Annotated in this window: 13 protein-coding genes and 1 riboswitch; of the genes, 2 read left to right on the plus strand and 11 right to left on the minus strand. The window is 48.6% G+C overall.

The annotated features are described in order from the left end of the window. The first annotated feature begins 319 nt into the window (after positions 1-319). Positions 320-1,495 (plus strand): IS110 family transposase, encoded by a 1,176-nt coding sequence (locus tag GT1_RS21315; RefSeq protein WP_188400407.1) that lies wholly within the window; start codon positions 320-322, stop codon positions 1,493-1,495. Between the two features lie 510 nt (positions 1,496-2,005). Here the strand turns inward: GT1_RS21315 and GT1_RS21320 are convergent. Together GT1_RS21320 and cooS are read right to left on the minus strand one after the other, a co-directional pair. Next, a complete protein-coding gene (locus tag GT1_RS21320) occupies positions 2,006-2,857 on the minus strand; it encodes a YitT family protein (RefSeq protein WP_075753885.1) in 852 nt (283 codons plus the stop codon). 259 nt (positions 2,858-3,116) lie between these two features. Continuing rightward, complete coding sequence (cooS, locus tag GT1_RS21325; RefSeq protein ID WP_083945414.1) at positions 3,117-5,243, minus strand: anaerobic carbon-monoxide dehydrogenase catalytic subunit; 2,127 nt, start codon at positions 5,241-5,243, stop codon at positions 3,117-3,119. 291 nt (positions 5,244-5,534) lie between these two features. Here cooS and lepB point away from each other — a divergent pair, with 291 nt between their 5' ends. Then, complete coding sequence (gene lepB, locus GT1_RS21330; protein ID WP_075753883.1) at positions 5,535-6,098, plus strand: signal peptidase I; 564 nt, start codon at positions 5,535-5,537, stop codon at positions 6,096-6,098. Positions 6,099-6,270: 172 nt separating this feature from the next. On the opposite strand, the gene GT1_RS21335 is transcribed toward lepB, so the two are convergent. From GT1_RS21335 to GT1_RS21375, 9 genes are all read right to left on the minus strand, one after another. Further along, positions 6,271-7,020, minus strand: coding sequence for a class I SAM-dependent methyltransferase (locus GT1_RS21335; protein WP_188400408.1), 750 nt, complete (start codon positions 7,018-7,020; stop codon positions 6,271-6,273). 30 nt (positions 7,021-7,050) lie between these two features. Continuing rightward, the gene (locus GT1_RS21340) at positions 7,051-7,788 is read right to left on the minus strand and encodes an ABC transporter permease (protein WP_075753879.1); all 738 of its coding nucleotides are present in this window, start codon (positions 7,786-7,788) and stop codon (positions 7,051-7,053) included. 218 nt (positions 7,789-8,006) lie between these two features. Next, complete coding sequence (locus GT1_RS21345; RefSeq protein WP_188400409.1) at positions 8,007-8,921, minus strand: LysR family transcriptional regulator; 915 nt, start codon at positions 8,919-8,921, stop codon at positions 8,007-8,009. 276 nt (positions 8,922-9,197) lie between these two features. Next, positions 9,198-9,365: a hypothetical protein gene (locus GT1_RS21350; protein ID WP_188400410.1), complete on the minus strand. Its 168-nt coding sequence runs from the start codon at positions 9,363-9,365 to the stop codon at positions 9,198-9,200. A 115-nt stretch (positions 9,366-9,480) separates the two neighbouring features. After that, entirely contained in the window at positions 9,481-10,767 is a 1,287-nt protein-coding gene (locus GT1_RS21355) for a homocysteine synthase (protein WP_188400411.1), read from the minus strand. 83 nt (positions 10,768-10,850) lie between these two features. Beyond that, on the minus strand, positions 10,851-12,053 hold the full coding sequence (locus GT1_RS21360) for a homoserine O-acetyltransferase (protein WP_188400412.1): 1,203 nt from the start codon (positions 12,051-12,053) through the stop codon (positions 10,851-10,853). 107 nt (positions 12,054-12,160) lie between these two features. Continuing rightward, a riboswitch (SAM riboswitch) is annotated at positions 12,161-12,270 on the minus strand. Between the two features lie 115 nt (positions 12,271-12,385). Further along, positions 12,386-14,680 (minus strand): xanthine dehydrogenase family protein molybdopterin-binding subunit, encoded by a 2,295-nt coding sequence (locus GT1_RS21365; RefSeq protein WP_188400413.1) that lies wholly within the window; start codon positions 14,678-14,680, stop codon positions 12,386-12,388. Positions 14,681-14,704: 24 nt separating this feature from the next. Next, the gene (locus tag GT1_RS21370; protein ID WP_188400414.1) at positions 14,705-15,553 is read right to left on the minus strand and encodes a xanthine dehydrogenase family protein subunit M; all 849 of its coding nucleotides are present in this window, start codon (positions 15,551-15,553) and stop codon (positions 14,705-14,707) included. After that, positions 15,550-16,026 (minus strand): (2Fe-2S)-binding protein, encoded by a 477-nt coding sequence (locus tag GT1_RS21375; RefSeq protein WP_188400415.1) that lies wholly within the window; start codon positions 16,024-16,026, stop codon positions 15,550-15,552. The genes GT1_RS21370 and GT1_RS21375 overlap by 4 nt, the downstream gene beginning before the upstream one ends. Between the last annotated feature and the right edge of the window lie 81 nt (positions 16,027-16,107).

Genomic DNA, 16,107 nt, shown 5'->3' on the forward strand with positions numbered 1-16,107 from the left:
AGCCTTACACCCTGTATTCTAACAGGAGGTACTTTTTTGTTCAAAACTCTTTTTTGTTCGTTACAGGAATGCTCCTTGTATTATATAGAGTAGTAGTTATTAGAGCCCCTCTCCAAGGGCTGTGCTACACTGTAAGGGATGCTGTGGATTGGTTTCGCCCCCCTACCACCAGATGGTTCAAAAAAGGCTCCAACCACAGCCCTTTGCCAGTTTGTTAATCAGTTAGATACCGCCAGACGGTTTATTTAGAACAAGGTTACATGAGCAAAGTGTTCTGTGGATACAGCAGCATCGAATATACCGCCAGGAGGTTTTTATTATGATTTGTGTCGGGATTGATGTTGCCAAGGACAAACACGACTGCTTTATCATGAGTTCAGAAGGTGAAGTCCTTGCGGACGTATTTGCCATCCCTAACAACATGGATGGATTCTGCTGCCTGATGCAAAGAATCCAGGCATGCTCTACGACCCAAGATAAAATAAAAGTAGGGCTTGAGGCTACCGGACATTACAGCTACAACATTCTCGGGTTTCTTCTTGACAATGGTCTGGACACCTATGTCATTAACCCCTTGCACACCAATCTTTACCGGAAAAGCCTCACCCTGCGAAAGACGAAGACTGACCGTGTCGATGCGCGAACAATTGCGGCTATGCTCATGTCTGATGTGGGCCTCAAGCCCTACACAGACACAGCTTACCACAATGAGGAGCTAAAGTCACTCACCAGATACCGGTTCGACAAGGTGAAGGTACGCGCTAAGCTGAAGTCCTCAATTGCCAGGCTGGTATGCATCCTGTTCCCGGAGCTGGAAAAGCTGGTGTCGTCACTCCATATGGCCTCTGTTTACGCCTTGCTCGATGAGTTCCCGGGGGCTAAGCAGATTGCAGCGGCACATCTGACGCGGCTCTCCCATTTGCTTGCCGAATCATCCAAAGGCCGTTACGGACGGGACAAAGCCATAGAGATACGTGAAGCCGCCAGGCAATCTATTGGCTCTATGATGTCCGCGAAGTCACTGGAACTGCGGCATACCATCTGCCTCATCCGTGAACTCGATGCCGCGATTGCGGAAATTGAGCAGGCAATCCAAAGCATCATGAACAAACTGCATTCTCCCATTACCACGATTCCGGGTATTAGTACTCGCATGGGTGCTATGATTCTGGCCGAGGTAGGCGATTTCTCACGCTTTGATTCTCCCGACAAGGTGTTGGCCTATGCCGGCCTGTCGCCGTCTACAAACCAATCCGGGCAGCTTAAAAATTGCCATGCCCATATGGAGAAGCGCGGCTCCCGATACCTGCGCTATGCCATCTTCAACGCTACAAAATTCGTTTGCCTTTGGGATCCTATCTTTGCCGCTTACCTCGCTAGGAAACGCGCTGAGGGCAAGCATTACTATGTTGCCATCTCTCACGCTGCCAAGAAACTAGTGCGGCTCATTTACGCTCTGGAGAAATCCGGGGAACCCTATCGTTCGGCAGCCTAATTCTCTCACGATAGCCTGTACGACGTCTTACTGACGCCTGCTTTGCTATGCCCTTTTTTGAACCATCTGTTTTTTATCCACCATCCTCTATTTCGGGCTTGACTTTTAATAGTTAGTCTTTTTTTACCTTATAATATGAATCAATTTCATTTTAAAATTGGTTTATCTCCTTTACCTATGATGCCTTTGTTACTGCAGCTGGAATATTTAGAATTATAATTTTGCATCCAGCATACCAATAATGCGCTTCCATTCAGATTGTACCTTCGTTAGACGGCTACCAGGGAGGTTTCGCCAAAAGCATCGCCAAAACCTTGTGTTATTGAGCTTTTTTTACCTTTTAAGCAAGCCCTGAGTATTGCTGCTTGCGTTAACAAAGCCCTTGCAAACAAAAAAGACGGCAACCGGCTAAATAGCCGGCAGTCGCCTTTTTGTTTGCAAAAAATTATACAACAGACCGAAATGTATATCAATTGCCCCTGCCAATGGGCTGCAGCTTTCCATATACAGTCATAATTGCCGGACTCCCGGCATGGTAAAGCCCCGCCCCATAACCTCGGCAGCATCATGTACAATCATAAACGCCCGTGGATCAGCTTCGGTCACCAGTTGTTTGAGCTTGGCAATCTGGGTAAGAGTGACAACAACAAACAGCACCTGCTTATCCTGGCGGGTATAAGCGCCTTGTCCGTTCAAAATAGTAACCCCGCGCCCAACCTCTTTAAAAATGGAATCTACAATCTTATCGGTATTATAGGAAACGATAAATACCGTTTTCCTGCGGTTAAAGCCTTCGACCACTTTGTCGGTAAGAGTGGCGGCAATAAACATGGAAATGAGGGTCAGCATGGCCAACTTCAGGCCAAACAATGCAGCCGCTGCCACCATAATTATGCAGTTAATTGCAAACCCTACTATGCCGAAATTAAGGGAATAAAATTTCTTGATAATGGCGGCCACAATATCCAGGCCACCGGCACTGCCGTTAACACGAAAAATAAGGCCACTGCCAATGCCGGATACAACACCGCCGGTAATTGCGGAAATGATGGGATCATCGATAAGAGTAAGCTGGGAAACAAATTTAGTGGCATCCACTGTCAGCGAGAAGATGATGGTACCGTAAACAGTACCAATGGTATACTCTTTGCCTAATACCCGGTAAGCGGCATACAGCAAGGGTATATTCATAACCAGAATCTGGATACCAATCGGCAAACCGAAAAGAAAATAAAAGATAATCGCAACACCGGAAATTCCACCGCTCAATAAATGATGCGGCACCAAAAAAGCATTTATTGAAAAACCGGCGACCAGGCAGCCGACGGCTACCCATAAATATTGATTAATCGTATCTCGCATATAAGCCTCCAAAAGCATCATTACCTATTTCACAACAAATAGTAGTATATATGAATTTTACCATACTATTGGAAAATCGTGAATATAAATATTGGCCTAAATTGCCTTACTATCTATTTTAAATTGCTTTGTCAGCCACCAGACATCGCCGCCCGGAAATCAAAGGGCTCTTATACGGAAAATGAGATTGCCGCACCACCGCCCGCAATGACCATAAGGCTGGTTATTGCGGGTGGTATGAGCAAGCAATCCCACTTATTTAATTCAGACCCAGTTCCTTACGTTTCTTCTCAATGTGATCCACGTAAATTTGCACTGTTTTATCAGCACTTGTCTCAACCGTCAGTTTACCCAGGCCCAGCGTCTCTGTAGTCTCGGTAAGCACCTTAACTACTACATCGCTGCCGGTAACCGATGGCACCGGCGCAACATGTACCAGCCAGCCAAGGGCAATAGCGGTGCAGGCATCGGCAACCGCCTTTTGCTCAAGATATTCCGGTGCGCCAATGACAAGCGGCAGTTTATTGGTATCAACATCTAAGGCATCGGCCAGTTCTTTGGCCGTTTGCGTCATTTTGCCGATATCAACACACGCGCCATAAGAAAGTACCGGCGGAATGCCGAGGGCTTTGCATATTTCCTTAAGACCCGGACCGCATTCTTCGGCTGCCGCCGGATTGGTCAGCCCGGTGTACTGCATGACTGAGGAAGTGCAGCCGCCTGACAACACCAGGATATCCTTCTCAATCAAACCTTTGGTAATGCGGAAGATGTTGCTGCCGCCCTGGCCATAGCGTGCGGTGGTACAACCGACAATGGTGGCGATACCACGAATTTTACCGGCAGCAATGGCATCGATGAGCGGTTTCCAGGAGCCGCCCAGTGCTTCTTTAACAGACTCGGTGCTAAAACCAATCATGCAGCCTTCAGACACATGGGGCGGAATATAGACTTCACGATTCTCCGCTTTACGCTTGGCAAACGCTTCAAGAGCCATATCGAGGATCTTTTCAGCCTGCTGTTTCATTTGCTCTGGTTTAAATTCAACAGTCTCAGTGCCTGGCATGCGGATAACCTCATGGGTACTGACCATTTTTGTGCCAAAGCGTTCGGCATACAGCGGCAGGGTGGGAATGGTGCAATTGTAGTCAAACATAAAGAGGTCAACAGCACCTGTGGCAAAAAGATATTCTTCGCTCAGCCACTCGCCTTCCTGACCACCATAAGCGCTCATTTCCCCGGTACCCTGGTAGTTTAACAATTGCTGGCCTTCACAGACATGCCCCAGCACCTGCATACCGCTGGCTCCGGCCTTTTTGGCTTTTTCCTGCCATTCCGGGGTGGAGGCCAGTTCAATAACAACCTGGGCAGTCAGCGGCATATGACCGTTGGTAATAATGTTGATCATATCTTTTTTTAAGAGGCCCATATTCTGCTTGGCAGTGCGGATTTTCTGGGTACCCATAAGAATTTCCTGAAGAATATCCAGGGCAAATAAACCCTGATATTCATTAATGATTCCCAGCCGGACAGAGGTCAGCAGGAAATCGACCGGGTCGGCGTTCAGATTGGTCATACACTTGGTTTGGGCAAAACCTATCTCACTAAAGCCGCCGCCGGGGAAAATATTGAGTTTGCGCCACAGTTCCTGGCGTTTGGGCGGCGCAAAGGCCTTGACCATGGTCGCTTCTTCCCAATAGGGTTTGCCCATATCGGCAAGCACCCAGTCAGCAAAAGCAATTGCCACTTTATTAATATCCTCATGGCTGTTTAGGCCCGCCATTTCCGCATATTTTAAGAGTTTTTGCTGATCACGGATTTTCAGGCCGCTTTCAGGTTTTTCGGCAGCGGCTTTCAACGTACGGGCTGCCTGCTGTGCGTGAAAAATATTTGCCGCCGTACCAATGGTAACATGGCGGTAGACAAAGTTTCTTGATACCATAACATCAGCGTCAACACCACAGTTGCCCCGCGGCGCTTTGGGGCTGATGCGGCAGGGGCCGTTAGCGCAGAGCTGGCAGGACAAACCGGAAGAGCAGAAACTGCAGCGGATTTTTTCCTGCTGCTCAAAGCGGTCAAAGACGTTGGTCAGCCCCTGGGCATGTACATGCTGGTACATCTCCCGCATGGCCGGATCAAGAATGACATTTAACGGAAAGCCATCCTTGCTTTGGTCATGCACCTTGATATGCTCCCGCTGCCATTTATGTACTTCCGGCATAGAGTCAGGAACTTTTTCGATATCATAATATTTCTTGGCATTTTTATGAATATCAAAATGCTCATCCGGGTTATTAGTGCCGCTGGCATCACCTTTGTTTAAGACTGATTCCACATCACCGCGGCTGGTACTGTCATCGCTTTTGATCAACGTATCTTTAGACACTGCTTCATCCTCCTTTAGGCGTTTCTGAAACTAGTTTGTTACCAACAGAGGATTTTTATTACAACCCTGGTAAAGCTTTTTGCCGCTTCCTCCGCTATTGTCTGTATAAGGAGAAACGGCAATCCATTAGTACCATGATAATAAATCTTGCCCCACTCCCGGCAATCTGCTATAGTAAGACTTAGCTCCGGTATAACTGATAGTTGTCCCGGAGTTCATCCAATGAGTAAGCCGCTAAGCCTCTCTCTTCTCTAAGCAGAAGCCGCATTTCATCCTAGGGGGATTTAGATTATGAAAATATTAAAGGAAATTGCCGACTGGGCCTACAGCCTTGCCGCAGCACTGGCGCTGGCTATTGTTATTAACGCCTTTGTGTTCCAGCCGACCAGAGTGGTAGGAAGCTCTATGGAACCCAACCTGCATAATAACGACTATGTGTTTGTGTCTAAACTAAGCCATACGTTTGCCGGAGTCCCTGATTACGGTGACGTTGTTATCATTGACAGCCGGGTATTCCGGGACCGCAGCATAAAAGATGATATTGCCGACCCAATATCCACCTATCTCAGTGTTGCCAAAATCACCGAAGTTGACAACCATATCTGGATTAAGCGGGTTATCGGCAAACCGGGCGATACTCTCGAAATCAAAGAAGGTAAAGTATACCGCAATAGTACAGTGCTTGAGGAACCCTATATCAAGGAAGGTATGAAGCCTGCCTCTCCGAAAAAAGTCGTCGTTCCGCCAGGCCAGGTCTATGTAATGGGTGACAACCGCAATAACTCCAGCGACAGCCGCTACATTGGCCCTGTTCCTGTCAGTCATGTGTTGGGAAAAGTCGTTATGGTTTTATAATCACAGTCAAACAACAAACAGGCAGGACGCAGTTGCGCCCTGCCTGTTTGTTGCAAAGTGATATGTCAGCACCTTTTTACTTAAAAGCACTACCATAAGCTATTATCAGATATAAGATTGTAATAGGACGGGCCGCTAACCCGTCCTATTTATGTCTCAATAAACAAGGTACCTACGGTTTCTTCACCGCAACAACCTGGATGCGCCGGTAATCGGCCACCCACTGTTGGCTTTTCCAGATACTGCTCCGGCAAAGTTCTGCTGTTTCCCTTAATATCTCTGATTTCTCCTCCTCGGAGAATGTTTGCAAATCTCCCACAAAGAACTGGCAGAGCCAATTATGCAGTCCTTTTTCACCATCAGCAAGCGGCGTTGGCCTGTCATATTCAATACAGTGCATTACGGCAAAGCCGGCTTGCTCCAATAACAGCCTGTATTCTGCTTCTGCGGGAAAAAAGAAGGGCGAAGTGTAACAGTAGCCCCGTTTCCCGGTTACCTGCTCAAACGCAGTTTGAATTTGCGCTATGTTATTTTTTGCGCCAAATTCACAAACCAGCATCCCGTTAGCTTTTAAGGCACGCTGAATCGAATGCAATAATTGCTTTTGATTTGGTATCCAATGAAAAACCGCATTTGAAAACACGGTGTCAAATTCGTTGTCAAAAGGCAGTTGGGTGGCATCTGCCACCTGAAAGCGCAAGTGCGGGTAATTCGACTGCGCTGTTTTGATCATAGCTGGTGATAAATCGGTACCTATAACAGTTGCCCCTTGTTTTGCCAGTTCATTTGTCAGTACCCCGGTACCACAGCCTAAATCCAGTATTTTTTGCCCTTGGGCCTTGTTGACAAGATCAAGCATGGCTTTACCGTACTCGGCGACAAAAGAATGCTTGTCATCATATGCATTACTATCCCATTTCATGTTTCCTTCTCCTATACAAATAAATATAACCTAGTCCCGCACCCGGACCATCGTCCACACGCCCACACCTGCCAGCAACACCGTATATACCGCCAAAACGCTCACCGACAGCCATGGTGTCTCCAGTCCCGCACCAATAGCCCTGAGCGCGTAGGTAGCATGGGTTAACGGCAACAGCTCAATAAACCAGCGCAAAACCTGCGGCAGCCGGTCAGGTGTGAAAAAAGTGGCACATAAAAAGGACATGGGCAAAAGTACATAGGTGTTAAAACTAGCCATATCCTCATGGGAATTGATTAGCATGGCAGCCACCAAGCCCATGGCGGCAAACAGCAGGCAAGTCAGCAACAGTGTCAGCAAAAAACTGACGCTGATTGTCAGCTTCGCACCAAAAAGATAGGCTAATACAAAAATTACGGCACAGGAGATCAAGCCCCGAAGCGCTCCGGCCAGTACCTTGCCTGCCACAAAAGATCCCGGACCGATAGGAGCAATGAGGTATTCCTCCAGGGTTTTATGATACAGCCGGCTCATATTGAGCGGTGAACCTACTGCGCTAAAGCTGATATTCATGGCATTAAGGGCCATAATGCCTGGCAGGATAAAATCGAGATAGCTGCCGCCGTTCACCGACAGACTGCGCCCCAAGCCCCAGCCAAATGCCACTAAATATAATACCGGACCTATCATGCGGGATAAAACGAATTTGATTAAACGCCGGTTTAAAACCACCCAGTCTCGCCAAAACACGGTACAAATGTCTTCCAATCGCAATTTTCTTCAAACCCTTTCCTTACTTGTGATACAATACGCGGCAGTATTCCCTAACAGAACATCGGACTGGCCGCAATACCTTGAGCAATTCGTTACTTATGCCTATAATTCTCCCGGCGATAATAAATATCCTGTGCGAATAAGGCAAACAGCGTCAAAATTAATACAGTTACTATCATAATTAACTTCTCGCCAAATTAAAAAAAACCGGACTATAGTCCGGCTTTTTTTAATTCAGCTTCCGCATCAAATAAGCGGGCGGCATATCTTAGCCATTCCCGGGCAGCAAAAGACAAGTATGTATCCTTTTTCCACATAACTGCCAAATGCCAGGGACTGATTTCCTCAGCAATAGGCAACGCGGTAACAACACCTGCTCCCAGTTTGTCGCATACCACTTTTGGCAGCAAAGCAACTCCCAGTTTAGCGGCCACTATCTCCACCATAAAATCCCATTGCGAGCTTTCACATAAGACTTTAGGCATAAATCCGTGCTCACGGCATTTCTCCACAATATGGTCATGCAGTGCAAAATCCTTCCGGAACATGACTATTGGCTCATCCTCAAGATCGGCAATATGCACAAGCTCCTGCCCGGCCAGGCGATGCTCCGGATGGACAATAAGCCATATGGGATCTTTAGTAAAGGCAAACATAGAAAAATCAGTTTTGTTTCTTACAGGCAGAACAACAACACCTATATCAATTTCCCCATCTTCTGCCATATCTTCTACGGCTTTTGAACCAACCTCAACCAGATCAATGATGATGTTTGGATAGTTTTTCTTGAATTCCCCAATGGCGATGGCAAAAAAGCTAGTCTCAACCATAGGCGGAATACCGATACGGATGCGGCCTTTTTGTCCTTTTGTTAAATCATCCAAATCGGAAGCTACCGTTTTAAGTGATTCAAGGATCCTGCAGCCACGTTCATAAAGGGTCTGCCCGGCATCTGTCAGTTTAATCCGGCGAGCCGAACGGTCGATAAGCGTAACCCCAAGCTCATCCTCTAAGCTACGCACCATCTTGCTGATTGAAGGCTGGGAAACATGAAGTACTTTGGCGGCTTTGGTAAAACTCAGCTGCTCTGCCACCTCTATAAAGTAAGTTAAGCGAAGAAGATCCACAACACATGTACTCCTATTATTAATAAGGTAGATAGCCGGAAAAGGCCTCTACCTTATACTATGGATGGCACATTATGAATATGTCAAGCTATTTTATGCTGCAGCAATACATAATGAATAAAAAAGACTAACCGGCTCTTACCACCGCTGTCAGAAGCGATTTTTTCGAGCAGGTTAGTCCGCAGCCAGCCTAGTGACCCGTATACGCTGAAATCATAATAACTTCGCGGAACTTTTCCCGCGTATTCTAACTACACTTTCCACGTAGACGGACCACTAGGACGGAACTGCTTTATCCCAAAACGCCTGGGTCCTCGTTATATCTCTGCTGGCGGCAAGCGGCACAACTTTAGCCCGCTTGTCCACCAGCACTTCTGGTTTAACTGTCTCACAAGGGCTGCCAAAGTGCCAGAGTCCAAGGATTCTCGTAAGTAAAGCCTGCATAACTCTTCCTCCTATATACCGTAAATCTACCTTTATTGTATACCTTATTCACTTTACCAGTAAAATATACCTTAGGCATACATAGGATTCCTTACGGCTATAGGAGGGAGCTTCACTACTTGCTGGCGGCTAAGGCTTGCGCTAAATCATTAATCAAATCGGCTACATCTTCAATGCCGACAGAGAGGCGAACCATATCATCAGATACGCCGGCACTGGCCAATTGCTCGGATGATAACTGGGAATGGGTGGTACTGGCCGGATGAATAACCAGTGATTTAGCATCACCTACATTAGCCAGCAGCGAGAATAACCGGAGTGCATTAATGAACCTGCGTCCGGCTTCCAGGCCGCCTTTGATGCCAAAAGTCATTATGGCACCGGCTCCTTTGGGCAGGTATTTCTTCGCCAGATTATGATCCCGATGGCTTGCTAACCCGGGATAGCTGACCCAGGATACCAGCTCATGCTTCTCCAGATAGTTGGCAACAGCCAGTGCATTTTGACTGTGCCGTTCCAGCCTCAAGTGCAGCGTTTCCAAACCCTGCAGGAACATAAAGCTGTTGAACGGACTCAGACAGGCGCCAACATCCCGGAGTACCTGCACCCTGAGTCTGATAATATATGCAAGCTTGCCAAGGGCTTCGGTATATTTCATATCATGATAGCTGGGGTCCGGCTCTGACAGCAGCGGGAACTTGCCATTGCCCCAGTCAAATTTGCCGCCGTCAATAACCACACCGCCCATAGTGGTGCCATGACCGCCAATAAACTTGGTTGCCGAGTGGATTACAACATCGGCGCCAAAATCAATTGGGCGGCACAAATACGGAGTAGCAAAGGTACTGTCAATCATCAGCGGTAAACCATGGTTATGCGCTACAGCAGCTACGTTCTCCAAATCCAGCACATCGATCTTGGGATTGCCGATGATTTCAGCATACACTGCCTTCGTTTGGGGCGTAATGGCAGCGGCAAAGTTTTCCGGCTTGCTCGGATCAACAAACTTAACCTTTATCCCTAACCGCGGCAACGTGTGGGCAAATAGGTTATACGTTCCGCCATATAATGTCGAGGAACTGACAATCTCATCACCGGCCTGGGCAATATTGACAATGGCTGCAACAATGGCCGCATGGCCTGAGGCAAAGGCCAGCGCCCCCACACCGCCTTCTAACGCGGCTATCCGCTGTTCAAATACATCATTTGTCGGATTCATAAGCCGGGTATAAATATTGCCGCTTTCCTTCAAACTGAACAAATCGGCTGCATGGTCGGCATCCCGGAAGTTGTATGCGGTAGTCAGATACAGCGGTACTGCCCGCGAACCGGTTGTTGGGTCAGGCTGCTGCCCGGCGTGTACGGCCAGGGTATCAAAACGTAGATTTTCTGGCAATGTCATAATCATCCCTCATTTTATATGTATTTTGTATATAAATATCGCTTAGGAAATGTCCCTGTCTTACACTGGCCGGGCTTGCTGCCTTACACGGAAACGTCCGGTACTAGCCTGGCCCCCAAATAAGCCAGGCTGGATGCTCTGAACTTAATCCACTGCCTAATAGGTACCGCGGCAGAAACCGGCAGAACTTTATTAATAAAATTGGTCAGTATGGGCCTGAGCAAATGAAAATCAATGAGAAATCCATCATGCCCATGCGGGCTGTCAATGATGGCAAAGTCGGTGCATACACCTGCTTGCCGCAGGGCTTTCGCTAATTCTTCCTGCTGGTGCGGCGGATATAAAATATCAGAACTTACTCCCACTACCAGTATTCTGGCATCTATTCTTGCCAAAGCCGCTTCATAAGAAGAATAGCCGGTACCAATATCAAAGAGGTCCAATGCTCGCAGCAAATACAAATACGAGTTGGCATCAAACCTTTTTACCATGCCTTCGCCCTGATAATCAAGATAATTTTCAATTTCAAATTGTCCGGCCCGCGTCCGCCGGCCAAACTTATATGACATAGACAACTCGCTCTGATAGGTAATCATCCCTAAGGCCCGGGCAGCGGCCAAACCCTGCTTGGGTCCCGGACTGCCGTAATAGTCGCCATTTTGCCACGCGGGGTCAAGCGTGACGGCTTGGCGGCCTACACGGTTGTAAGCAATAGCCTGCGGCGAGGAATAGCCGGGTGCGGCAATGACAATCGCTGCATCCACAAAGCCAGGATAATCAACCGCCCATTGCACTGCCTGCATCCCGCCCATTGAGCCTCCCACCACCAGGGATAAGTGCTCAATCCCTAATATATCCAGCAGCCGTTTCTGGACCCGGACCATATCTTTGACGGTAATTTCCGGAAATCTCATGCCATAAGGCTTGCCGGTGGCAGGCTCAAGCGAAGACGGGCCGGTAGTCCCTTGGCAGCCGCCAAGCACATTGGCACAAATAACAAAAAACCGGGTGGTATCAAGCGGCCGGCCTGGGCCAATTAAGGGTTCCCACCAGCCCTGCTCATCATATTGGTCATGCGCCGCAGGATGGCTGTCACCGGTTAATGCATGCGCCACCAAAATTACATTGTCGCGTCCTTCTGACAGCTGGCCGTAGGTTTCATAAGCTACTGTAACCTGCTCTAAACAACCGCCCTGAACTAAATCCAGCGGCTGCTCAGGTGTCGCAACTTGAGCCAGCTTAAGTTGCGGCCGCCATCTAAACCCCGGAAAAAAGGTAACAACCATGATATCCTCCCTCCTACTATAATGATTAGACCTAACTGTTTTCATGCAGAAGAGCTAATAAAAAACCCCCTCTGCAAAGAGGGGGCAAACCGGCATACATAAAGCCCCTCTCATCTCCCAGGAATATCTACTGATTCCTGCTGGAATTAGCACCACTGCGCATTGCGCCGGTTGCCGGGTGTCATCGGGCCAGTCCCTCGACCTCTCTGGATAAGAGTTCAATATTAATTTATTGGTAGATGTATATATGATACCTAACCCAGGATACATTTGTCAAGTATATCCGGGGTACAATGTTACAGTTTTTCATCCGCACTCCCCAAAACCTGACACTACCGAAGTAATGTACGGTTACTTGCCTGCCGGGCCGTAAGCATTGCCATAATTTTATCCGGGGTAACCGGCAGAATTGTGAAGTTGGCGGCAAGCGCATGGTTAATGGCGTTTACGGTAGCCGCCGTGACGGGGATTGTTGCAAGTTCACCCACACTTTTAGCTCCATATGGTCCATGCTCTTCGCCCTCTTCAATTAAGAGGACTCTGACCGGCGGCATATCGGGTGCATTAACCAGATGGTACTTACTAAAGCTAGCGCCACCGGCAACACCTGTCCGGGCGTCATAAGCAATATCTTCGCTGATTGCCAGCCCCAGTCCCATTTGCACACCCCCATGAATTTGCCCTTCTACAAAACCGGTATTGATGGCCTGGCCAATATCATGTACGGCTACAACGTCCACCACCTTGACAAAACCGGTATAAGTGTCCACAGCCACTTCGACGAAGTTTACAGCATATGAACCGGGGTTGGCCGGGGATCGATAGGTAATGGTACAAATAAGCTCGACCTGATTTTTTTGCTGAATAGCAGCCGCCATTTGTCCATAGCTGATTTTCTTTTCCGGTTCGCGGCTGGTATAGACCATGCCATTTTCAAGCAATACCTCTTCCTCACTGCACTGAAAAATTTTGGCCGACTCCCGGATCAGCAGGCTGCGCAATTCCTCGGCAGCCTGCATGGCATTGGCGCCGCAAACGTGGATAACCCGGCTGGCCTGGCAGCCGATATCATAGGGACTAATATCAGTGTCAGCCTCAGGCGCCTCAATCATATCAAGCGCAACCTCCAGCACCTCGGCCACAATCTGTTTCATGGCGGTTACCGTGCCATTGCCCAGGTCGTGCAAGCCGGCATTAAGCATAATACTGCCGTCTTCGAGCATTCTTATCGTCATTGTGCCAAATTCCTGGTAGGCTCCGTAATAGCCGTTACCATGGGTGGCACAAGCCATGCCTACACCGGTCTGCCATCGCCCCTCAGGCTTAGTCCTGTTCCATTTCTCACGCCAGCCAAAAGCCTCGGCGCCTTTGTGCACACAATCGATAATCCTGGCATTGCCCAGATTAGGCCCGCCGCCCGGATCAGCGTCAAAGGGGTGTACCAGGTTTTTCAGCCGAAATTCAACAGGGTCCATTTGTAAACGCCTGGCCACATTATCCAGATTGATCTCGGCAATGGTTTGCACCTGCGGCGATCCATAGCCCCGCGCCGCTCCTGCTATGGCCGTATTGGTATGCACGGCTATGGCCTGATAATGCTGGCTGGGAATACGGTACAGCCTGGACAGCTTTTTGCCCATCGCATAACAAATGACACGGCCATTGGAAGTATAGGCCCCTGTATCGATAATATGCTTCATGTCCCGCGCTATGATCTTGCCTTCAGGACTTACCACGGTTTTTACATAACCGATGGTCTTGGTTCTGGTCCGGGTGGCAATTATACTGGCCCACCGATCAAATTCTATCTTTACCGGCCTGTTCAAATCTTTGGCAAAGAAGGCGCAGTACGGCTCAAGGGTTATTTCCTGCTTGCCACCAAAAGATCCGCCGATGGGAGTTTTGATAACCCGGATTTTATGATAAGGCAGCCCCAGGACTTTGGCCACAATAAGCCGCACAGAATATACGATCTGGCAGGGACTATGCACCGTTATTCTCCCTCGATGATCCGGTGCGGCAATACATACGTGATTTTCCATAGCTGCATGATGAATTTTAGGAGTTTCTACCCGGTCTTCGACTACTATGCCTTCCGGTGCCGCCATGGCAGCTGCCGTATCGCCATAGCTGGTTTCCATGGTAAAAAACGGGTTGCCGCTGTCATGGACAGCAACCTGGCCGCTGAGGGCATCCTCCGGATTAATAACCATTGGCAAGAGTTCATAGTCAGTCTTTATGAGACTTGCAGCAGTTAGGGCCGCCGCCTTGGTTTCGGCAACCACCGCCGCTACCGTATCACCAATAAAACGAACAACCTCGGGGAATAGCTCCTGATCTTCAACTGCATTCTGACCGGCAAACCATACTTGCGAGTTAAATCTGATTTGCGGCGCATTGTCACGCATATATATCTTTACAACGCCAGGCACAGCCATGGCCTCGGAAATGTCAATATTCTTAATCCGCCCATGCGGAACCTGGCTGAATACCAGGTGAGCATGCAGCATCCCGTCGATAGCCATGTCGCCGGTATACCGGATTTGCCCGCTTGCTTTGGCTGCTCCATCTTCGATGGGTATTGACCTGCCGACATATTTGAAATTACGCGCCGGTTTGTCTGCCATCACGTTCCCTCCTGACAAAATAATTTAATTCCTGTTGCAAGCGGCAAACAAAAGACCGGTCAAGTCATGAGCCAATCCCCTCACGGCTGCCTTTTTGTAGGGATGGGAAGCCCGGCCTGTTATCATCTCATCTACCGTTTCGGCCAACAGCAATGTTAAGTTGGCAGCAAAACTTTCATCAACTACCTGCTGGCTGAAAAATTTTTGAATGGCAAGCGGACATACCGGCGTTTTGCCCAGAGCGCCCATAGCCACCTTGCCCTCGACAATCATGTTTTTACTGCTGTCATAAATAACCTGGGCGGCCAAACTCATCTTAGCAATGGTCACCTGAGACCGACTGCCAACTTTTACGAACCCGCTGCGGCTCCCGGCAGCAACCGGAATAACAATTTCAGTTATTAATTCTTTCGCCTGAAGCCCGATTAGGGCTTGTTCCAGGGTTAGGACACGCGCTCCTTCCGGTCCGGCAGTATGGATGCCGGCATTATAGACTGCCAGCACCGGCAGACTGTCACCGGCAGGTGAGGCACTGGCAATATTGCCGCCGATTGTTGCCCGGTTTCTTATTTGCACCGAACCTACCTGACCTGCCGCCTGTGCCAGAGCACCGGCTTTGGCTTTAATAACCGGACTGGCTGCAATAGCAGCAAAGGTGGTGCCGCCGCCGATCCTGATTTCAGAACCTAAGTCTTTAATATACTTTAGCTCTGCCACCTGGGAAAGATCGATCACCAGTCCGGCATTATTTCCAAGGCTATTATTGATAAAATCAGTACCGCCGCTGATAAATACCGTTTGAGCCGGGGCATGGGCAAGTTCCTGTAAAACATCCTCCAGCTTGGAAAAACCCGCAATCGCATAGCCGGTCATCTGCTTTGGCCTCCCTTCAACCCGTCGGCAGCAGACTTAACTGCTTTAATAATATTTACATAACCGGTGCACCGGCAAAGGTTCCCGGCAAGGGCCTCTCTTATTTCAGCTTCGGTTGGCTTGGTATTTTTCATTAATAAGGCCTTACTGCTCATAACCATGCCTGGTGTGCAGTAGCCGCATTGTACGGCACCATGCTGGACAAAGGCCTGCTGCACAGCATCAAGTTCACCGTCAGACGCCAAGCCTTCAATTGTCAGGATTTCGGCATTTCTGGCCTGATAGGCCAGCACCATGCAGGCATTAACAGCTTCGCCATTCATAATGACGGTGCAAGCACCGCATTCGCCTTCACCGCAGCCTTCTTTGGCACCAGTCAGTTTCAGCTTTAACCGCAACAGGTCAAGCAGCCTTTCCTGCGGTTCCACCACTAACTTGTGCGGCTTTCCGTTTACCGTAAGGCTAATTAGCATTTCTTCCCTCCTTCAATAATCTTAAAGAATCTCTTTAATTCTCAGTTTTACATAGCATTTCACATATTTAAGACTCGTCTT

It is taken from the genome of Sporomusa sp. GT1 (assembly GCF_014634905.1).
Taxonomy (GTDB): domain Bacteria; phylum Bacillota; class Negativicutes; order Sporomusales; family Sporomusaceae; genus Sporomusa; species Sporomusa sphaeroides.

Bases quoted from the DNA above. Each gene is read 5' to 3' on its own strand.
- GT1_RS21315 (WP_188400407.1), top strand. From the start codon at position 320: ATGATTTGTGTCGGGATTGATGTTGCCAAGGACAAACACGACTGCTTT.
- GT1_RS21320 (WP_075753885.1), bottom strand. From the start codon at position 2,857: ATGCGAGATACGATTAATCAATATTTATGGGTAGCCGTCGGCTGCCTG.
- lepB (WP_075753883.1), top strand. From the start codon at position 5,535: ATGAAAATATTAAAGGAAATTGCCGACTGGGCCTACAGCCTTGCCGCA.
- GT1_RS21335 (WP_188400408.1), bottom strand. From the start codon at position 7,020: ATGAAATGGGATAGTAATGCATATGATGACAAGCATTCTTTTGTCGCC.
- GT1_RS21350 (WP_188400410.1), bottom strand. From the start codon at position 9,365: ATGCAGGCTTTACTTACGAGAATCCTTGGACTCTGGCACTTTGGCAGC.
- GT1_RS21355 (WP_188400411.1), bottom strand. From the start codon at position 10,767: ATGACATTGCCAGAAAATCTACGTTTTGATACCCTGGCCGTACACGCC.
- GT1_RS21360 (WP_188400412.1), bottom strand. From the start codon at position 12,053: ATGGTTGTTACCTTTTTTCCGGGGTTTAGATGGCGGCCGCAACTTAAG.
- GT1_RS21365 (WP_188400413.1), bottom strand. From the start codon at position 14,680: ATGGCAGACAAACCGGCGCGTAATTTCAAATATGTCGGCAGGTCAATA.
- GT1_RS21370 (WP_188400414.1), bottom strand. From the start codon at position 15,553: ATGACCGGCTATGCGATTGCGGGTTTTTCCAAGCTGGAGGATGTTTTA.
- GT1_RS21375 (WP_188400415.1), bottom strand. From the start codon at position 16,026: ATGCTAATTAGCCTTACGGTAAACGGAAAGCCGCACAAGTTAGTGGTG.